Annotated in this window: 12 protein-coding genes; 4 read left to right on the top strand and 8 right to left on the bottom strand. The window is 64.8% G+C overall.

Features of this window, described 5'->3' with window-relative positions:
* Positions 1-41 precede the first annotated feature (41 nt).
* From AC1ZQA_RS07185 to AC1ZQA_RS07170, 4 genes are all read left to right on the top strand, one after another.
* Complete coding sequence (locus tag AC1ZQA_RS07185) at positions 42-2,879, top strand: valine--tRNA ligase (protein ID WP_482679113.1); 2,838 nt, start codon at positions 42-44, stop codon at positions 2,877-2,879.
* Positions 2,880-3,156: 277 nt separating this feature from the next.
* On the top strand, positions 3,157-4,536 hold the full coding sequence (locus tag AC1ZQA_RS07180) for a ribulose-bisphosphate carboxylase (protein ID WP_482679112.1): 1,380 nt from the start codon (positions 3,157-3,159) through the stop codon (positions 4,534-4,536).
* A gap of 64 nt (positions 4,537-4,600) precedes the next feature.
* Positions 4,601-5,404: an AAA family ATPase gene (locus tag AC1ZQA_RS07175; protein ID WP_482679111.1), complete on the top strand. Its 804-nt coding sequence runs from the start codon at positions 4,601-4,603 to the stop codon at positions 5,402-5,404.
* Positions 5,405-5,414: 10 nt separating this feature from the next.
* Positions 5,415-7,685 (top strand): nitric oxide reductase activation protein NorD, encoded by a 2,271-nt coding sequence (locus AC1ZQA_RS07170; RefSeq protein ID WP_482679110.1) that lies wholly within the window; start codon positions 5,415-5,417, stop codon positions 7,683-7,685.
* Positions 7,686-7,722: 37 nt separating this feature from the next.
* Here AC1ZQA_RS07170 and AC1ZQA_RS07165 read toward each other — a convergent pair whose 3' ends face one another.
* From AC1ZQA_RS07165 to pheA, 8 genes are all read right to left on the bottom strand, one after another.
* A complete protein-coding gene (locus AC1ZQA_RS07165) occupies positions 7,723-8,673 on the bottom strand; it encodes a LysR substrate-binding domain-containing protein (RefSeq protein WP_482679109.1) in 951 nt (316 codons plus the stop codon).
* Between the two features lie 171 nt (positions 8,674-8,844).
* Positions 8,845-9,468, bottom strand: coding sequence for a CZB domain-containing protein (locus AC1ZQA_RS07160; protein WP_482679108.1), 624 nt, complete (start codon positions 9,466-9,468; stop codon positions 8,845-8,847).
* Between the two features lie 13 nt (positions 9,469-9,481).
* Positions 9,482-9,823 carry an integration host factor subunit beta gene (locus AC1ZQA_RS07155; protein ID WP_482679107.1) on the bottom strand — a complete coding sequence of 114 codons (342 nt, stop codon included), beginning with the start codon at positions 9,821-9,823 and terminating at the stop codon, positions 9,482-9,484.
* A 102-nt stretch (positions 9,824-9,925) separates the two neighbouring features.
* The gene (rpsA, locus tag AC1ZQA_RS07150) at positions 9,926-11,629 is read right to left on the bottom strand and encodes a 30S ribosomal protein S1 (protein WP_482679106.1); all 1,704 of its coding nucleotides are present in this window, start codon (positions 11,627-11,629) and stop codon (positions 9,926-9,928) included.
* A gap of 69 nt (positions 11,630-11,698) precedes the next feature.
* On the bottom strand, positions 11,699-13,690 hold the full coding sequence (locus tag AC1ZQA_RS07145; protein WP_482679105.1) for a bifunctional 3-phosphoshikimate 1-carboxyvinyltransferase/cytidylate kinase: 1,992 nt from the start codon (positions 13,688-13,690) through the stop codon (positions 11,699-11,701).
* The gene (locus AC1ZQA_RS07140) at positions 13,680-14,603 is read right to left on the bottom strand and encodes a prephenate dehydrogenase (protein WP_482679104.1); all 924 of its coding nucleotides are present in this window, start codon (positions 14,601-14,603) and stop codon (positions 13,680-13,682) included. The genes AC1ZQA_RS07145 and AC1ZQA_RS07140 overlap by 11 nt, the downstream gene beginning before the upstream one ends.
* 4 nt (positions 14,604-14,607) lie before the next feature.
* Positions 14,608-15,738 (bottom strand): histidinol-phosphate transaminase, encoded by a 1,131-nt coding sequence (hisC, locus tag AC1ZQA_RS07135; RefSeq protein WP_482679103.1) that lies wholly within the window; start codon positions 15,736-15,738, stop codon positions 14,608-14,610.
* Between the two features lie 26 nt (positions 15,739-15,764).
* Positions 15,765-16,862, bottom strand: coding sequence for a prephenate dehydratase (pheA, locus tag AC1ZQA_RS07130; RefSeq protein WP_482679102.1), 1,098 nt, complete (start codon positions 16,860-16,862; stop codon positions 15,765-15,767).
* Position 16,863: the final 1 nt, after the last annotated feature.

Genomic DNA, 16,863 nt, shown 5'->3' with positions numbered 1-16,863 from the left:
CTTTCCAACCGCGGCACGCTGCCGCGCCCCAACCCATCCCCATGACCGAACTCGCCAAATCGTTTGAGCCCCACAACATCGAAGCCCGCTGGACGCAACGCTGGGAAGAACTGGGTGTGTTCGCCCCCACGCTGGACGCCGCCAGGCCGTCGTTCTGTGTGCAGTTGCCGCCGCCCAATGTCACGGGCACGCTGCACATGGGCCATGCGTTCAATCAGACGGTGATGGACACCCTGGTGCGCTATCACCGCATGCGGGGCGACAACACGCTGTGGGTGCCGGGCATGGACCATGCGGGTATCGCCACGCAGATCGTGGTGGAGCGGCAGTTGCAGGCGCAGGGCATCAGCCGCCACGATCTGGGCCGCGAGGCCTTCGTGCAGAAGGTGTGGGAATGGAAGCAGCAGTCGGGCAACACCATCACCGGGCAGATGCGCCGCATGGGCGACTCGGTGAGCTGGGCGCACGAGTACTTCACCATGGATGCCAGGCTGTCTGACGTGGTCATCGAGACCTTCGTGCGGCTGTATGAAGAGGGCCTGATCTACCGCGGCAAGCGGCTGGTCAACTGGGACCCGGTGCTCAAGAGCGCGGTCAGCGATCTGGAGGTGGAAAGCCAGGAGCATGACGGCTTCATGTGGCACATCCTCTACCCGTTCAGCGACGGCCCGATCGACGGCGTGCGCGGCATGCACATCGCCACCACACGCCCGGAAACCATGATGGCCGACGGCGCGCTGGCGGTGCATCCGGATGACGAGCGCTATGCCCGGTTCGTGGGCAAGTTTGTCGATCTTCCGCTGTGCGACCGCAAGATTCCCATCATCGCCGACAGCTTTGTCGAGCGCGATTTCGGCTCGGGCTGCGTGAAGATCACCGGCGCGCACGACTTCAACGACTACGCGGTCGCGCTGCGCCACGACATCCCGCTGATCACCATCTTCACCGACGACGCGCACATCAACCAAAACGGCCCGAAGGCGTATCAGGGACTGGACCGCTACGCCGCACGCAAGGCGCTGCTGCGCGACCTGGAGGCCGGTGGCTATCTCGAAAAGGCGGTGCCGCACAAGAACATGGTGCCGGTGTGTGCGCGCACCGGGCAGATCGTCGAGCCCATGCTCACCGACCAGTGGTTTGTCGCCACCACCAGGCCGGGGGCGGACGGCAAGAGCCTGGCGCAGAAGGCCATCGACGTGGTGGCCCGCGGCGAGGTGAAGTTCGTCCCCGAGAACTGGGTGAACACCTACAACCAGTGGATGGGCAACATCCAGGACTGGTGCATCTCGCGCCAGTTGTGGTGGGGCCACCAGATCCCGGCGTGGTACGGCGAGAACGGCGAAATCTTCGTCGCCCGCAACGAGGCCGAGGCGCGCGACAAGGCCACCGCCGCGGGCTACAACCGCACCCTCACCCGCGACCCGGATGTGCTCGACACCTGGTATTCCTCCGCGCTGGTGCCCTTCTCTACCCTGGGCTGGCCTGCGCAGACCAGGGAGATGGACCTGTTCCTGCCGTCGAGCGTGCTGGTCACGGGCTTCGACATCATTTTTTTCTGGGTGGCGCGCATGATCATGATGACCACCCATTTCACCGGCAAGGTGCCGTTCCGCCATGTCTACATCCACGGCCTGGTGCTCGACGCGCACGGCAAGAAAATGAGCAAGAGCGAAGGCAATGTGCTCGACCCGGTCGATCTGATCGATGGCATTGCCCTCGGCCCGCTGCTGGACAAGCGCACCACAGGTCTGCGCAAGCCCGAAACCGCCCCGGCGGTGCGCAAGGCCACGGAAAAGGAATTTCCCGACGGCATTCCGGCGTATGGCGCGGACGCGCTGCGCTTCACCTTCGCGTCGATGGCCACGCTGGGGCGCAACATCCACTTCGACACCAAGCGCTGCGAGGGCTACCGCAATTTCTGCAACAAGCTGTGGAACGCCACCCGCTTTGTGCTGATGCAGGTGGACGGCCTGGACGCCGCGCAGCGCGGCGTGCTGCCGTGCAACCACGACTGCGGCCCCGATGCCGCGCTGGACTTCAGCGCCGCAGACCGCTGGATCGTCTCGCTGCTGCAACGCACCGAGCAGCAGGTGGCGCAGGGCTTTGCCGACTACCGGCTCGACTTCGCCGCGCAGGCGATCTACCAGTTCGTCTGGGACGAGTTCTGCGACTGGTATCTGGAAATCGCCAAGACCCAGATCGCCCACGGCACCCCGGCGCTGCAACGCGGCGCGCGCCGCACCCTGCTGCGCGTGCTCGAAACCGTGCTGCGCCTGGCCCACCCCATCATGCCCTTCATCACCGAGGAGCTGTGGCAGACCGTGGCGCCGCTTGCGGGGCGTGGCGGCGACAGTCTGGCGGTGGCGCCGTATCCGCAGGCGCAGCCCGAGAAAATCGACACGGCCGCCGAAGCCGAGATCGCCGCATTCAAGCAACTGGTGGAGTCCTGCCGCAATCTGCGCGGTGAGCTCGGCGTGTCGCCGGCGCAGCGCCTGCCGCTGCTGGCCTGCGGCGACGTGGCGCTGATCGAACGCCATCGCCCTGCCCTGCAGGCGCTGGCCAAGGTGTCGGACATTCAGCTTTTTGCCAACCCTGCCGACTGGAAATCGGCCACCCAGTCGGCGCCCACCAGTGCCCTGGGCGAAACCCAGTTTGCCCTGTTCGTCGAGGTGGACCGCGCCGCAGAACGCGAGCGGCTGCGCAAGGACGTGCAGCGGCTGGAGAGCGAAATCGCCAAGGCGCATGCCAAGCTCGCCAATCCCAGCTTTGTCGATCGGGCCCCTGCTGCCGTGGTGGAGCAGGAACGCGCACGACTGCGCGACTTTGGCGCGGCGCTGCACAAGGTGCAGGAACAGATCGCTCGCCTGGGCGACGCCTGACCACCACGCAACCCACCTGCTGCGCACCCACGCCGCAGGCGGGTTGCACGGCCTCCCACCGCCAGACGCCCCCGCAGATTCCCTGCGGGCGCTGTGGGGCACCGGCACCGCGCACGCCGGGTGCGCCAGTCAACCGTCAGTGCCACTTAACTCGCTTTGGAAAATTCGTGAATTTTCCTGATGCATCGGCCTGCCTATAGTGTTTGTTTTCGGATAAACAGCTTTGCATATATAGCAAAAGTCAGATCTCCGAAGTTCATCCACTCAGGAGCCCAGCATGGATCAATCCGCACGTTACGCCGATCTCTCACTCAAGGAAGAAGAACTGATCAAAGGCGGCAAACATGTCCTCGTCGCCTACAAAATGAAGCCGAAGGCCGGTTACGGCTATCTCGAGTCTGCCGCGCATTTCGCTGCCGAATCGTCCACCGGCACCAATGTCGAGGTTTCGACCACCGACGACTTCACCAAGGGGGTGGATGCGCTGGTCTATTACATCGACGAGGCCACCGAAGACATGCGGATCGCCTACCCGATCGAACTGTTCGACCGCAACGTCACCGACGGCCGCTTCATGCTGGTGTCCTTCCTGACGCTGGCCATCGGCAACAACCAGGGCATGGGCGACATCGAGCATGCCAAGATGATCGACTTCTACATGCCCGAGCGCTGCATCCAGATGTTCGACGGCCCGGCTACCGACATCTCCAATCTGTGGCGCATTCTTGGTCGCCCGATCAAGGACGGCGGCTACATTGCCGGCACCATCATCAAACCCAAGCTCGGCCTGCGCCCCGAGCCCTTCGCGCAAGCGGCCTATCAGTTCTGGCTGGGTGGCGACTTCATCAAGAACGACGAACCGCAGGGCAACCAGGTGTTCTGCCCGCTGAAAAAGGTGCTGCCGCTGGTGTATGACGCCATGAAGCGCGCACAGGATGAAACCGGCCAGGCCAAGCTGTTCTCGATGAACATCACCGCCGACGACCACTTTGAAATGTGCGCCCGCGCCGACTACGCCCTCGAAGTCTTCGGCCCCGACGCCGACAAGCTGGCCTTTCTGGTCGACGGCTATGTGGGCGGCCCCGGCATGGTGACCACCGCCCGCCGTCAGTACCCCGGCCAGTACCTGCACTATCACCGCGCGGGTCACGGCGCCGTCACCTCCCCCAGTTCCAAGCGCGGCTACACCGCCTTCGTGTTGGCCAAGATGAGCCGTCTGCAGGGGGCCTCGGGCATCCACGTCGGCACCATGGGCTACGGCAAGATGGAAGGTGAAGGCGACGACCGCAACATCGCCTACATGATCGAGCGCGACGAGTGCCAGGGCCCGGTGTACTACCAGAAGTGGTACGGCATGAAGCCCACCACCCCGATCATCTCCGGCGGCATGAACGCGCTGCGTCTGCCCGGCTTCTTCGAAAACCTGGGCCATGGCAACGTGATCAACACTGCCGGTGGCGGCTCTTACGGCCATATCGACAGCCCGGCGGCCGGCGCGATCTCTCTGCGTCAATCCTATGAGTGCTGGAAGCAAGGCGCCGACCCGATCGAATTCGCCAAGGAGCACAAGGAGTTCGCGCGCGCGTTCGAATCCTTCCCGGCCGACGCCGACAAGCTGTACCCCGGCTGGCGCGAAAAACTCGGCGTGCACAAATAAGCCTGCTCAGCCGAGCACCCCGCTTCGGCGGGGTTTGTTTTTTGTTTTCCGTTGGAACCCTGCCGTGATCGACCAAGAACAGTATTTGATTCGTGCCGAACCGTTTTATCAGCCGCAGAAGCGGGAAGTCGCGCTGTATGAGGCGGCTTACCGCAGGCGTCTGCCCGTCATGGTCAAGGGACCGACAGGCTGCGGCAAGTCGCGCTTCATCGAATACATGGCCTGGAAACTGGGCAAGCCGCTGATCACCGTGGCCTGCAACGAAGACATGACCGCCAGCGATCTGGTGGGCCGCTACCTGCTGGAGGCCAACGGCACGCGCTGGCTCGATGGCCCGCTCACCACTGCGGCGCGCATCGGCGCGATCTGCTATCTCGATGAAGTGGTCGAGGCAAGGCAGGACACCACCGTGGTGATCCACCCGCTGACCGACCATCGCCGCATGCTGCCACTGGACAAGAAGGGCGAACTGCTGCCGGCCCATCCGGATTTTCAGCTGGTGATCTCGTACAACCCCGGCTATCAGACCCTGATGAAGGATCTCAAGCCCTCGACCAAGCAACGCTTCACCGCGTTTGATTTCGACTATCCCGACGCCGCGCTGGAAGCGCTGATCCTCACACGAGAGACCGGGCTGGATTCGGCCCTGGCAGAGCGTCTGGTGACCATCGGCGCGGTGGCACGCCGCCTCAAGGGACACGGGCTGGATGAGGGCATCTCCACCCGGCTGCTGGTCTACGCCGCCTCGCTGATCCAGGACGGCGTCGAGCCGCGCGACGCCTGCCAGATGGCGCTGGTCTCTCCAGTCACCGACGATGCCGACATCCGCGCCACGCTCGAACACGCCATTGCCGCCACGTTTGGCTGAGCATCGCGCCATGCATCCCAGCGCAAACAATCGCCAAGCCCTGCTGCAGCACGCCTGGCAGCGCCTGGACACGCGCTTTGCGCAGGTCGAGTCCGTGTTCGAGGGGCTGATGGATGGCGCGCTCGCCGTGTTCACTCCGGACGCGTTTGACGCCTATCTGGATGCCGCCCGCCAGATCGGCAAGCTCGGCCGCGGCGCCGAACCCATGCTGATCTTCCTGGAGGAATGGCCCGAAGCCGCCCAGGTGCTTGACCAGCCGGATGCAGCGCTGGCCGGGCTGATGATCCTGGTGCATCGCATGCAGAGGTCGCCGAATGGCCGCACCATTGCCGCGCTGCTGCAAACCCTTGCGCCGGTTGCACGGCGGCTGCAGTCGGCGCAGCAATTGCAGGCGTATTTCGATCTCGCGCTGAACCTGATGGAGCGCACCACCGGCTCCATTCACGGCCATCACACCACGTTCCCCAGCCCAGGTCTGCCAGACTTTTTTGTCCAGGCGCCCGCTCTGCTCGATCAATTGAATCTGACGGGGCTGGCCAATTGGGTGGACTATGGCGTGCGCAATTACGCCACCCATCCCGAGCGGCAGAAAGACTATTTCAGCGTGCAGTCGGCGGACAGCCGCGCCGTGCTGCAGCGCGAGCGGCATGGCACCCTGCTGACGGGCGTCGAGCGCAAGCTCGATCTTTACCTGCGCGGCCTGTGGCAGGACAGCGCCATGCTGATCCCCTATTCCACGGGGTTCTCTCAACTGCGTCAGCCGATGCCATATTTCGACGCCCTCGGCATCCGCCTGCCCGATGTGTACGACGACCTGTCGGGCGTCAGCGGTCTCGACCGCTATCGCGCGGCGCTCGCCCACATGGCAGGTCACCGGCGCTGGAGCCAGCCGCTGATCGCCGACAACTGGAGCCCGTTCCAGCGTCTGGCGGTGGAGTGGCTGGAGGACTGCCGTATCGACACCCTGCTGATCCGCACCTGGCCCGGCCTGCGCTCAACGCTCCTCGCCCTGCACCCGACGCCTGTCGAAGATGCTTGCGATCCGCAGACCACCTCCTGCCTGCGCCACCGCCTGGCGATGCTGTCGCGCGCCTTGCTCGACCCGGCGCATGGCTATCGCCATGCCGACATCCACGCCTTTGCCCACCGCTTTCACGCCCTGATGGCGCAGGGCACCAGCTCAACCCGCGAGATCGCCGCGCTGGCGCTCGATTATGTCACCCGAACCCGCCGCCCCAGCGACCAGTTCGCCCAGGTGCATTTCGCCGATACGGTGGTGGGGTACCGTGACGACAATCGGCATCTGTGGACGTTCATCGAGCGCGGCGATGAAGAGGAAACCTTCGAGGACAGGCCTGCTTCCCGAACCGAGCAGGAGCTCCACGCCCTGCCCCCGCGCCACTACCCGGAGTGGGACGACAACAGCCAGACCTGGCGTCCGGACTGGGTGAGCGTGTATGACGTGCTGCACCCCAGCGGCGATCCCGCGGACATCGACCGTCTGCTGCAAAAGCACAGTGCGCTGGCCAAGCGCCTGAAGCGTCTGCTCGATCTGCTCAAGCCGCAGGACAGGGTGCGCATCCGCTATCAGGAGGACGGCAGCGAACTCGATCTCGACGTGGCCATCCGTTCCCTCATCGACTTCAAGAGCGGCGCCGCACCCGACCCACGCATCAACCAGCGACACCGCACCGATGGCCGCGACATCGCCGTGCTGCTGCTGCTCGATCTGTCCGCCTCGCTCAACGACCCGGTGGCGGGCAGCTCGCAAACCATTCTCCAGCTCAGCCAGGAGGCCGTCTCGCTGCTGGCCTGGGCCACCGAGACCCTGGGCGATCCGTTCGCCATTGCCGGATTTCATTCCAATACCCGGCACGAGGTGCGGTTTCTGCACATCAAGGGCTATGCCGAACCCTGGGGCGATCCCGTCAAGGCCCGATTGGCCGGCATGCAGGCCGGGTGGTCCACCCGCATGGGCGCCGCACTGCGGCATGCAGCGCACTACCTCGGCGCACGCAAGGCCGACAAAAAACTGCTGCTCATCCTGACCGACGGCATGCCCTCGGATGTCGATGTGCACGACCCCCATTTGCTCGTCGCCGATGCCAGACAGGCCGTGAAGGAACTCGACCAGCAGGGCATCTTCGCCTATTGCATCAGCCTCGATCCTCAGGCCGATGCCTATGTGGGCGACATTTTCGGTCGCAGCTATGCGGTGATCGATCAGATCGAACGCCTGCCCGAGCGGCTGCCCCAGATGTTCATGGCACTGACGCGCTGAGCCGGGTCAGCCGCACAGCGCGCGACAACACGGAGGCTCAATGCAGTGGTGCCGCCACGCCCTGCGCATGCGCGGAGCCAAGTGCCTGAAAATGCGCGGCCAGCAGTGCGTCGCCCTGCTCCAGGATGAAATGATGAAAGCGCTCCGCCGCGGGCGTCATCTGGCGCGTCGGGCTGCGCGCAACGGACCACTGCCGGGTCAGCGGCAGTCCCTCGACCTGGGGCGCGCAGAGCAGCCCGCTGTGCAATTCCAGCCCGGCAGTGTGCAGACTCAGGAACCCAACACCCAGACCCGCCATTGCCGCCTGCTTGATGGCTTCATTGGTGGGCAGTTCCAGGACGTTGGGCAGGTGGATGCGATGCTGGTGCAAATAAGCGTCGAAAGCGGCGCGGGTCACAGAGCCCGGCTCTCGCACGATATAGCGAAACTGGGCCAGCGCATCCCGCGGCACGAAGGCGAACGTTTGCATGGGATGATCCGGCGCGGCGACAAAACCCAGGGGATAGTCGGCAAACGCCTGCACATACCCTGCGATCTGGTGCAGCGGACGCGACACAATGGCCAGATCGATCTCGCCAACCTGCAGTTGCTGCAGCAACTGTTCGCCACTGCCCTGCACCAATTGCACACTCACATGCGGATGCACTTCCTGGAATCTGGCCAGGAGCAAGGGCACGATGTATTTGGTCGTGCGCACCAGACCGACGGTGAGATGTCCCGCATCGACCTCGCGGAATTTGCTGATCGCTCCCTTCGCCTCGCGCAGCGTGGAAAAGATCTTTTGCGCATACACGAGAAAGTATTGCCCGGTCGCGGTCAGCCGCAGCGACTTGCCATGCCCACGGCGCTCGAACAGCGCAAGCCCGACCTGTGCCTCCAGTTCGCGAATCTGGATGGAAATCGCCTGGGGAGTCAGATCGAGTTCTTGCGCAGCCTTGCCAAAGTTCAAATGACGCGATGCAACCAGAAACGCGCGGAGTTGACGCAAAGTGACGTTCTTCAGAGAAACATCTGAAGAACGCGCCTGAATATCCATGGGAGCCTCCGCCGCTTGGGCACCTGCAGTTGCCTCGGGTGAATCTGTCTTGCGTTATACCGCCAGTCTCGGCCCGGCATCAAGATCCATCGACCGATTCCCGCATCTCAGACTTGCAGGCCGTCAAGCCGACGTGCCGACGCTTTGCTTGCCGCTTCTTCGCGCCGTCCCGGCCACGGTCGGCTGGGCGCTGCTTGCGTTGCATCGTGCGCGCAGGGTCTGGAGCAAATGAATCAGGCTGCGCGAGCGGTGGGCGAAATCACCGTGATCGACAGACTGCAAGGCACTCTCCGACGCGCCGGTCTGCACCAGCGTCACCACCACGGCGGCCTTGTGATGAAAATCGGCATGCTCCTGCCGGATCTGTGCGATCTGCTCGGCGCATTCTGCGGACGGCAGTGTCGGCCGTTCCAGCCACAGACCCAGGCTGCAGGCATCGGTGCGGCAGACTTGCACCGGATCAAGAAGCTCCTGCCTGTCGCCATGCCCATAACGCTTCAGCCGTGCGGTCCACTGCAGATGGTTCTCGATGGCTGCATCGAAATCGAGCAGAGGCGATTTGTGCGCAACAGATTGCCGCGACGCGCCGAAGTCGGCGTGACTGGCGATTGCGCGCTGAGGTTTTCCATGGGTTTCGGGCACAAGTCCGGTGCCAGCGCCGCCTCTGTCGGTGCGCCACCACCAGAGCAGCCGCCTCAGAATCTGCAACCGACGTGCCGGCATGGCGCCAACAGATTGCTGTCCCATGGCATGCCGTGGATCATTCGGCCAGGGCAACAGCGTCCGACGCCCCGGATCCGTCTGGCTTCTGACTGGGTGTGGCCGGGTAGTCCGCCAGCTCGCGCAGGGTCTTTCCAGGCTTGAAATGCGGGATGCGCTTTTCCGGAACCGCCACCTGCTCGCCTGAGCGGGGGTTGCGTCCGATGCGCGCAGGCCGATGGCTCACGCTGAAGCTGCCAAATCCGCGAATCTCCACCCGGTGCCCGTCATTGAGCGCCTGAGACAGCGCATCCAGAATGGTCTTGACAGACAGTTCTGCATCACGGTGCGCCAGTTGGGGAAACTGAGCCGCCAGAATTTCAACGAGATCGGAACGAGTCATGGGAAGTACAGGTAAAAACGGCGGCCTAGGTGTTCACCCAGACCGCCGCAATCAGCAAGGTCTCAGACGCGTGCCGCCAAGGGCCGCACGCGCTGTCGCGGATCAGGAACCCTTGTCCATCTTGGCACGCAGCAAGGCGCCCAGGTTGGTTGTACCGGCTTCGCGGGTATCGCCAGCCAGACGGTCCATGGCCTCCTGCTGCTCGGCGGCATCCTTCGCCTTGACCGACAACTGGATGTTGCGGGTCTTGCGATCGATGTTGATGACCACGGCGGAAACCTGGTCGCCTTCCTTGAGCACGTTGCGGGCATCTTCGACGCGCTCGCGCGAGATTTCCGAGGCACGCAGATAGCCTTCGATGTCATTGCCCAGGTCAATGGTGGCGCCCTTGGGATCAACCGCCTTGACCGTGCCTTCGACGATCTTGCCCTTGTCATTCAGCGCAGCGAACGACATGAACGGGTCGTCGAGCATCTGCTTGATGCCCAGCGAAATACGCTCGCGCTCGATGTCGATGGCCAGCACCACGGCCTCCACATCCTGACCCTTCTTGTAGTTGCGCACTTCAGACTCGCCCGTGTCGTTCCAGGACAGGTCGGACAGGTGGATCAGGCCGTCGATGCCACCGGGCAGGCCGATGAACACGCCGAAGTCGGTGATCGACTTGACCGGGCCCGAAACCTTGTCGCCACGCTTGTGGTTGGCGGCGAACTCGTCCCAGGGGTTGGGGCGGCACTGCTTCATGCCCAGGCTGATGCGGCGACGGTCTTCGTCGATTTCCAGCACTTGCACTTCGACTTCGTCGCCCAGCTGAACCACCTTGCTCGGCGCCACGTTCTTGTTGGTCCAGTCCATTTCGGAGACGTGGACCAGACCTTCGATGCCTGGCTCGATTTCGACAAAAGCGCCGTACTCAGCGATATTGGTGATCTTGCCGAACAGACGGGTGCCAGCGGGATAGCGACGCGACACGCCATGCCACGGATCGTCGCCCATCTGCTTGAGGCCCAGGGACACACGCCCCTTCTCGGCGTCGAACTTGAGCACTTTGGCGGTGACTTCCTGACCCGGAGTGACCACTTCGCTGGGGTGACGCACACGACGCCAGGCCAGATCGGTGATGTGCAGCAAGCCATCGATACCGCCGAGATCGACGAATGCACCGTAGTCGGTGATGTTCTTGACCACGCCGGTGACCAGCGCGCCTTCCTGCAGGTTTTCGAGCAGCTTGGCGCGTTCTTCGCCCTGGCTGGCCTCCACCACGGCACGGCGCGACAGCACCACGTTGTTGCGCTTGCGGTCGAGCTTGATGACCTTGAACTCCATGGTCTTGTTTTCGTACGGCGTGGTGTCCTTCACCGGGCGGGTGTCGAGCAGCGAGCCGGGCAGGAAGGCGCGGATGCCGTTGACCATGACGGTCAGGCCGCCCTTGACCTTGCCGGTCGTGGTGCCTTCGACGAACTCGCCGGTTTCCAGGGCCTTCTCCAGAGACAGCCACGACGCCAGACGCTTGGCCTTGTCGCGCGACAGCACGGTATCGCCACGACCGTTTTCGAGGGCATCGATGGCAACCGACACGAAGTCGCCGACGTGCACATCGGCTTCGCCCTGATCGTTGTAGAACTCCTCGATGGGGATGTAGGCGTCGGACTTCAGCCCGGCATTGACCACGACAAAGTTCTGATCGACAGCGACGACTTCGGCGGTGATGACTTCGCCGGCACGCATGTCGCGCGATTGCAGGGATTCTTCAAACAGTGCGGCAAATGAATCGGGGGCGGCAGCACTTGGAGAGGCAGTGGACATTGAGTAGAAACTTTCAAACCACGAAGACCGTGGGGTTGGGGGTGGATAACTGAAGCCGCGGGCGCGAGTTCAGGCGGTTTGATGCCACATCTGCAAGACCGCATCGACCGTTTGCGCAAGGCTCAGATGGGTGCTGTCCAGCAGTTTGGCATCAGGTGCGGGCTTCAGAGCGGCGACAGCGCGCTGTGTATCGCGCGCGTCCCGCTGCTCCAGGTCCGCAAAAACGTCGGCAAGTATAGCGGCAATTCCTTGTGAAATCAATTGCTTATGCCGCCGCTCGGCACGGCTGCGGGCGCTTGCGGTGAGAAAGACCTTGAGCGGCGCATCCGGAAAAATCACTGTGCCCATGTCGCGTCCGTCGGCCACCAACCCGGGCGCGCGCCGCAGCTGTCGCTGCAGGGCCACCAGCGCCTCGCGTACCGGGGGCAGCGCTGCAATGGTGGAGGCCGCCCGGCCGATCTCCTCCGTGCGCAGTTCGACCGGAAGGATGCGGGTGCCGTCCACCAGAATGGTTTCCTTGTCGAAACGCAGTGCCAGACCAGCGGCAAGGGCGGCCAGGGCGGGCGCGTCGTTCAGTGGCACGCCGCGCCGCAGCGCCAGTAGCGCGGTGAGGCGGTAGAGCAAGCCGGAGTCGAGGTTGGCAAAGCCCAGATGCTCGGCCACCGCCGAGGCAATGCTGCCCTTGCCCGACGCGGTGGGCCCGTCGATGGTGATCACCGGCACGGGCCGGGCGATGCGGGCGAAGTCGGCGAAGTAGCCGGGATAGGTCTTGGCGACGCAGCCGGGATCGAGAATGCGGATGTCGGCATTGCCGAAGCTGGCCAGCGAAAAGCACATCGCCATGCGGTGGTCGTCGTAGGTGGCGATGGTGGCACTGCGCCACTGCTGCGGCGGCAGCGGATGCACCCGCAGCCAGTCCGGCCCGGATTCGACCTGCGCACCCAGCTTGGCCAGCTCGGTCGCCATTGCGTGGATGCGGTCAGTCTCCTTCACGCGCCAGCTGCCGATCGACGTCAGCGTGGTCGGTTCGGCGGCGAACAGCGCGGTCATCGCCAGGGTCATCGCCGCGTCGGGGATGGCGATGCAGTCGATCTCTCCGCCGCGCAGCGCGGTCAGGCCGGGCTGCAGGCCGAAGGTCTCGATGAAATCCTCGCCCCAGCGCACCTGCGCGCCTAAACGTTCGAGCACCCGGGCGAATTCCACATCACCCTGGATGCTGCTCTGCCCCACGCCTTCCACCCGCACCGGCGCCCCCTTGCCGTGCAACTGCCCCAGCACTCCGGCGGCGAGGAAATACGAGGCCGACGACGCGTCGCCCTCGACCGCGATCCGCCCCGGGCTGCGCAGGCGGCTGCCCGCCGGGATGACGAAACGCTGCCAGCCCTCGCGTTGCACGTCCACGCCGAAGCGCTGCAGCAGCCGAAGGGTGATGTCCACATAGGGCTTGGAAATCAGCTCGCCCTGCACCGCGATCGCAATGTCCTGCTGCGCGGCCTTGAGCGGCAGCGCCAGCAGCAGCGCGGTGAGGAACTGGCTGGAGACATCGCCGCGCACGGTCACATCGCCTCGCAAGGCGAACGCACTGGGCCCGATGCGCAGCGGAGGATAGCCCTCGCGCCCGGTGTAAGCGATCTGACAGCCGAACTGGCGCAGCGCATCGACCAGATCGCCGATCGGCCGCTCGTGCATGCGCGGCACGCCGTGCAGCGCGTAGTCGCCACCGAGCAGCGCCAGCGCTGCGGTCAGTGGGCGAATCGCGGTACCGGCATTGCCCATGAACAGGTCGGCCTGCGCCGCGGCAAAGCGCCCGCCTGCGCCCTGCACGCGCGCCGTGCTGCCGTCGCGCGTGACCTGCACGCCCAGCGCCTGCAGGGCGGCGAGCATCACCCGGGTGTCATCGGAATCGAGCAGGCCGGTGATCTCGGTCTGACCTTCGGCGAGCGCCGCCAGCAGCAGCACCCGGTTGGAAATGCTCTTGGAGCCGGGCAGACGCACTGTGCCGCCGGCGCCGATCAGCGGCGGCAGGTCGCGGGCCTCGGGCACATGGTTCTCAGGCGTCATCGTCGGCGCAAGCGGGAGCGTCCCAACCCTGGCGCACCTGGCTGGCACGGCGGATCAGTGCCTCCACCGCGGTCCAGTTGCCCTGGCGCATCTGCGCCTCGAAACCGGCGAGCGCCTGCTTGTAGATCTGCAACTGGCGCAGCACCTCGTCGCGGTTGGCATCGAGGATGTCGCGCCACATGTGCGGGTCGCCCCCGGCAATGCGGCTGAAGTCACGAAAGCCGGGGCCTGCCAGTTGCAAAAAGGCGCTGCCCTGCGGCTGGCTGGTGAGCGCATAGACATAGCTGAACGCCAATAGATGGGGCAGATGGCTGACCGCGGCGAACGCGGCGTCATGTTCCTCGGGCGACATCACGGACACCACGCCGCCGATCGACTCCCAGGCCTGGGTGGCGATGTCCACCAGGCTGTCGGTATTGGCCGCCAGCGGGGTGATGACCACGCGCTTGCCGTCGAACAATCCGGCCTCGGCATGCAGCACGCCGCTTTTTTCCTTCCCGGCGATCGGGTGACAGGGCACGAACTGGCTCTGCCGTGCGCCCAGTTGCGCCTGCACCGCAGCAACGACATTGGCCTTGGTGCTGCCCACATCCATCAGCAGCGCGTGCGGCTCCAGGCCGTGGCGCAGCTGCTTGAGCAGATCGCCGGTGGACACCACCGGCACGGCCAGCAGCACCAGATCGGCGCCATGAACCGCACGCAAGGCCGAGTCGGCCTCCTCGTCGATGACGCCGCGTTCCAGCGCAGTGCGCGTGGTCGTGGGCGACTTGCTGTAGCCCACGATGCGCCGCGCCAGCCGGGCGCGACGCGCGGCGAGCGCGAAGGAGCCGCCCAGCAGACCGACGCCGAGAATGGCAAGACGTTCGAACTGCACTGTGGCCTCGTCGCCATCCGCGCCGGTGACAGTGTCCATGCCATCAGCCCCCGACATCATGCGCGCGCAGCGCCGCAATGCATGCGGCGTTTTCTGCCTCGGTGCCAATGGAAATGCGCAGCCACTGCGGCAAGCCGTAGTTGTCCACCGGCCGGGCGATGACTCCACGTTGCAGCAGGGCCAGATTGACCCGCGCACCGGCGCCGTCGTCGTCGCCCACCTTCACCAGAATGAAATTGCCCTGCGAGGGGATGTAATGCAGCCCCAGCGCGTCAAACGCTGCGGCGAGCTGCGCATGACCGGCACGGTTGACGGTATAGGCCCGGTCGATGAAATCCTGATCGTCCAGTGCCGCAAGAGCCGCAGCCTGGCCCAGCGAACTGGTGTTGAACGCCGAGCGCACGCGGTTGAGCACATCGGTGAGGGGTGGTTGCGACACGCCGTAGCCGATACGCAGACCCGCGAGTCCATAGGCCTTGGAGAAGGTGCGCGAGACGATGAGATTGGGAAACTCGCGTACCCATTGCATGCTGTCGTAGCGCAGCCCGGGCTCGGTGTATTCCCCGTAGGCCTCGTCGAGCACCACGGCGGTGTGCGGCGGGACTTGCCGCAGAAAGCTCAGCAGCGCGTCCGCATCAAGGAAGGTGCCCGTGGGATTGTTCGGGTTGGCGACATAGATCAGCTTGGTCTGCGGTGTGATCGCGGCCAGCATGGCCGGCAGGTCATGGCCGAAGTCGCGGTCGGGCACGACCTGGTGCGTCGCACCCACGCCCTGCACCGCCTGGGTGTAGACAATGAAGCTGTAGCGCGCATACATGCCGGCATCGGCATCGGTGAGCAGCGCGCGGGCGGCCATCTCCAGCAGGTCGCTCGACCCATGTCCCAGGGTGATCCAGGCCGCAGGCACGCCGAGCTTCTGCGCCAGCGCCTGCTTGAGCGCATAGCCGTCGTTGTCGGGATACCGGGTGCTGTCGCTCATGGCTGCCAGCACGGCATCGCGCGCCCTGGGCGACATGCCCAGCGGGTTTTCGTTCGAGGCCAGCTTGACGATGCGCTCGGGCTGCAGGCCGAACTGGCGGGCCACCTCGGCGATGGGCTTGCCCCCCACGTAGGGCGAGATCGACCGGACGTAGTCGGTCCCCCAATGGGCTTGCTGGACGTTGTTCTGTTGCATGGTGTTCAGGAAAGTGCGGTACGCGATCAGAGGTCGCGGGGCTTTCTGTCGATGGGGTAGGAGCCGAGACATTTGTACATGGCACAGACCGACTGCAACTCACGCAGCGCGGCAGACACCTTGGGCTCGTCCTGGTGCCCTTCGACATCAATGTAGAAAGCGTATTCCCAGTCGCCCGATTTCGCTGGACGCGATTCGAATCGGGTCATGCTCACACCGTGTTCCGCCAGCGGCTTGAGCAAGTCGTACACCGCCCCTGCGCGGTTGGGGACGGACAGGATGAGACTGGTGCGGTCTGCCCCCGTCGGCTCGGGCTGGGCCGCGCCGAGCACGACGAAGCGCGTGGTGTTCTGCGCCTCGTCCTGAATGGCACGCGCCACCACGTGCAGGCCGTAGAGCACCGCCGTCGACTCGGCCGCAATCCCGGCGATGCGCGCGTCTTCCGCAGCCAGCCGGGCACCTTCCGCATTGCTGGAGACCGGGCGCAGCTCAACCCCTGGCAGATGCGTGCGCAGCCAGCCTGCGCATTGCGCCAGCGCCTGCGGGTGGGCGGCGACGATCTGGAGCCCCTGCAGATCAGGCGTCTGCCGCATCAGGAAGTGCCGCACCGGCAGGCTGACCTCGCCGCACAGATGCACCGGATGCGCGAGAAGCAGATCCATGCTGCGCGCCACCGCGCCCTCGGTGCTGTTTTCCACCGGCACGATGGCGAACTCGCTTTCGCCGCTCAGGTAGCTGCGAAACACATCGTCGATGGTGGCACAGGGAAAGCCCTGCGCACTGGCGCCGAAAAACCGCCGTGCCGCCTGTTCGCTGAATGTTCCCGCCGGGCCGAGAAACGCCACGCGCTGCGGCGCTTCCAGCGCGCGGCAAGCCGACATGACCTCGCGCCAGATCGCGCTGACGCCGGCGTTCAGCAGCGGCCCGGTGTTGTGCTCGTGCAATTTCTCGATCACCTGCCGTTCCCGCTCAGGGCGGAAGACCGGCATGTTCAGCCGCTGCTTGATATGCCCGATCTGCTGCGCTGCCTTGGCACGCTGGTTCAGCAGGGCAAGGATCTGCCTGTCGAGGGCGTCGATCTGGTCGCGCCAGGGGCTCAGGTCATCTTGGGAATCTTGACTCATC

The organism is Thiomonas sp. DCM-2, from assembly GCF_056820905.1.
This window is presented reverse-complemented; position numbering and strand designations above follow the sequence as displayed.

Bases quoted from the DNA above. Each gene is read 5' to 3' on its own strand.
- AC1ZQA_RS07185 (WP_482679113.1), top strand. From the start codon at position 42: ATGACCGAACTCGCCAAATCGTTTGAGCCCCACAACATCGAAGCCCGC.
- AC1ZQA_RS07180 (WP_482679112.1), top strand. From the start codon at position 3,157: ATGGATCAATCCGCACGTTACGCCGATCTCTCACTCAAGGAAGAAGAA.
- AC1ZQA_RS07170 (WP_482679110.1), top strand. From the start codon at position 5,415: ATGCATCCCAGCGCAAACAATCGCCAAGCCCTGCTGCAGCACGCCTGG.
- AC1ZQA_RS07160 (WP_482679108.1), bottom strand. From the start codon at position 9,468: ATGGGACAGCAATCTGTTGGCGCCATGCCGGCACGTCGGTTGCAGATT.
- AC1ZQA_RS07155 (WP_482679107.1), bottom strand. From the start codon at position 9,823: ATGACTCGTTCCGATCTCGTTGAAATTCTGGCGGCTCAGTTTCCCCAA.
- rpsA (WP_482679106.1), bottom strand. From the start codon at position 11,629: ATGTCCACTGCCTCTCCAAGTGCTGCCGCCCCCGATTCATTTGCCGCA.
- AC1ZQA_RS07145 (WP_482679105.1), bottom strand. From the start codon at position 13,690: ATGACGCCTGAGAACCATGTGCCCGAGGCCCGCGACCTGCCGCCGCTG.
- AC1ZQA_RS07140 (WP_482679104.1), bottom strand. From the start codon at position 14,603: ATGGACACTGTCACCGGCGCGGATGGCGACGAGGCCACAGTGCAGTTC.
- hisC (WP_482679103.1), bottom strand. From the start codon at position 15,738: ATGCAACAGAACAACGTCCAGCAAGCCCATTGGGGGACCGACTACGTC.
- pheA (WP_482679102.1), bottom strand. From the start codon at position 16,862: ATGAGTCAAGATTCCCAAGATGACCTGAGCCCCTGGCGCGACCAGATC.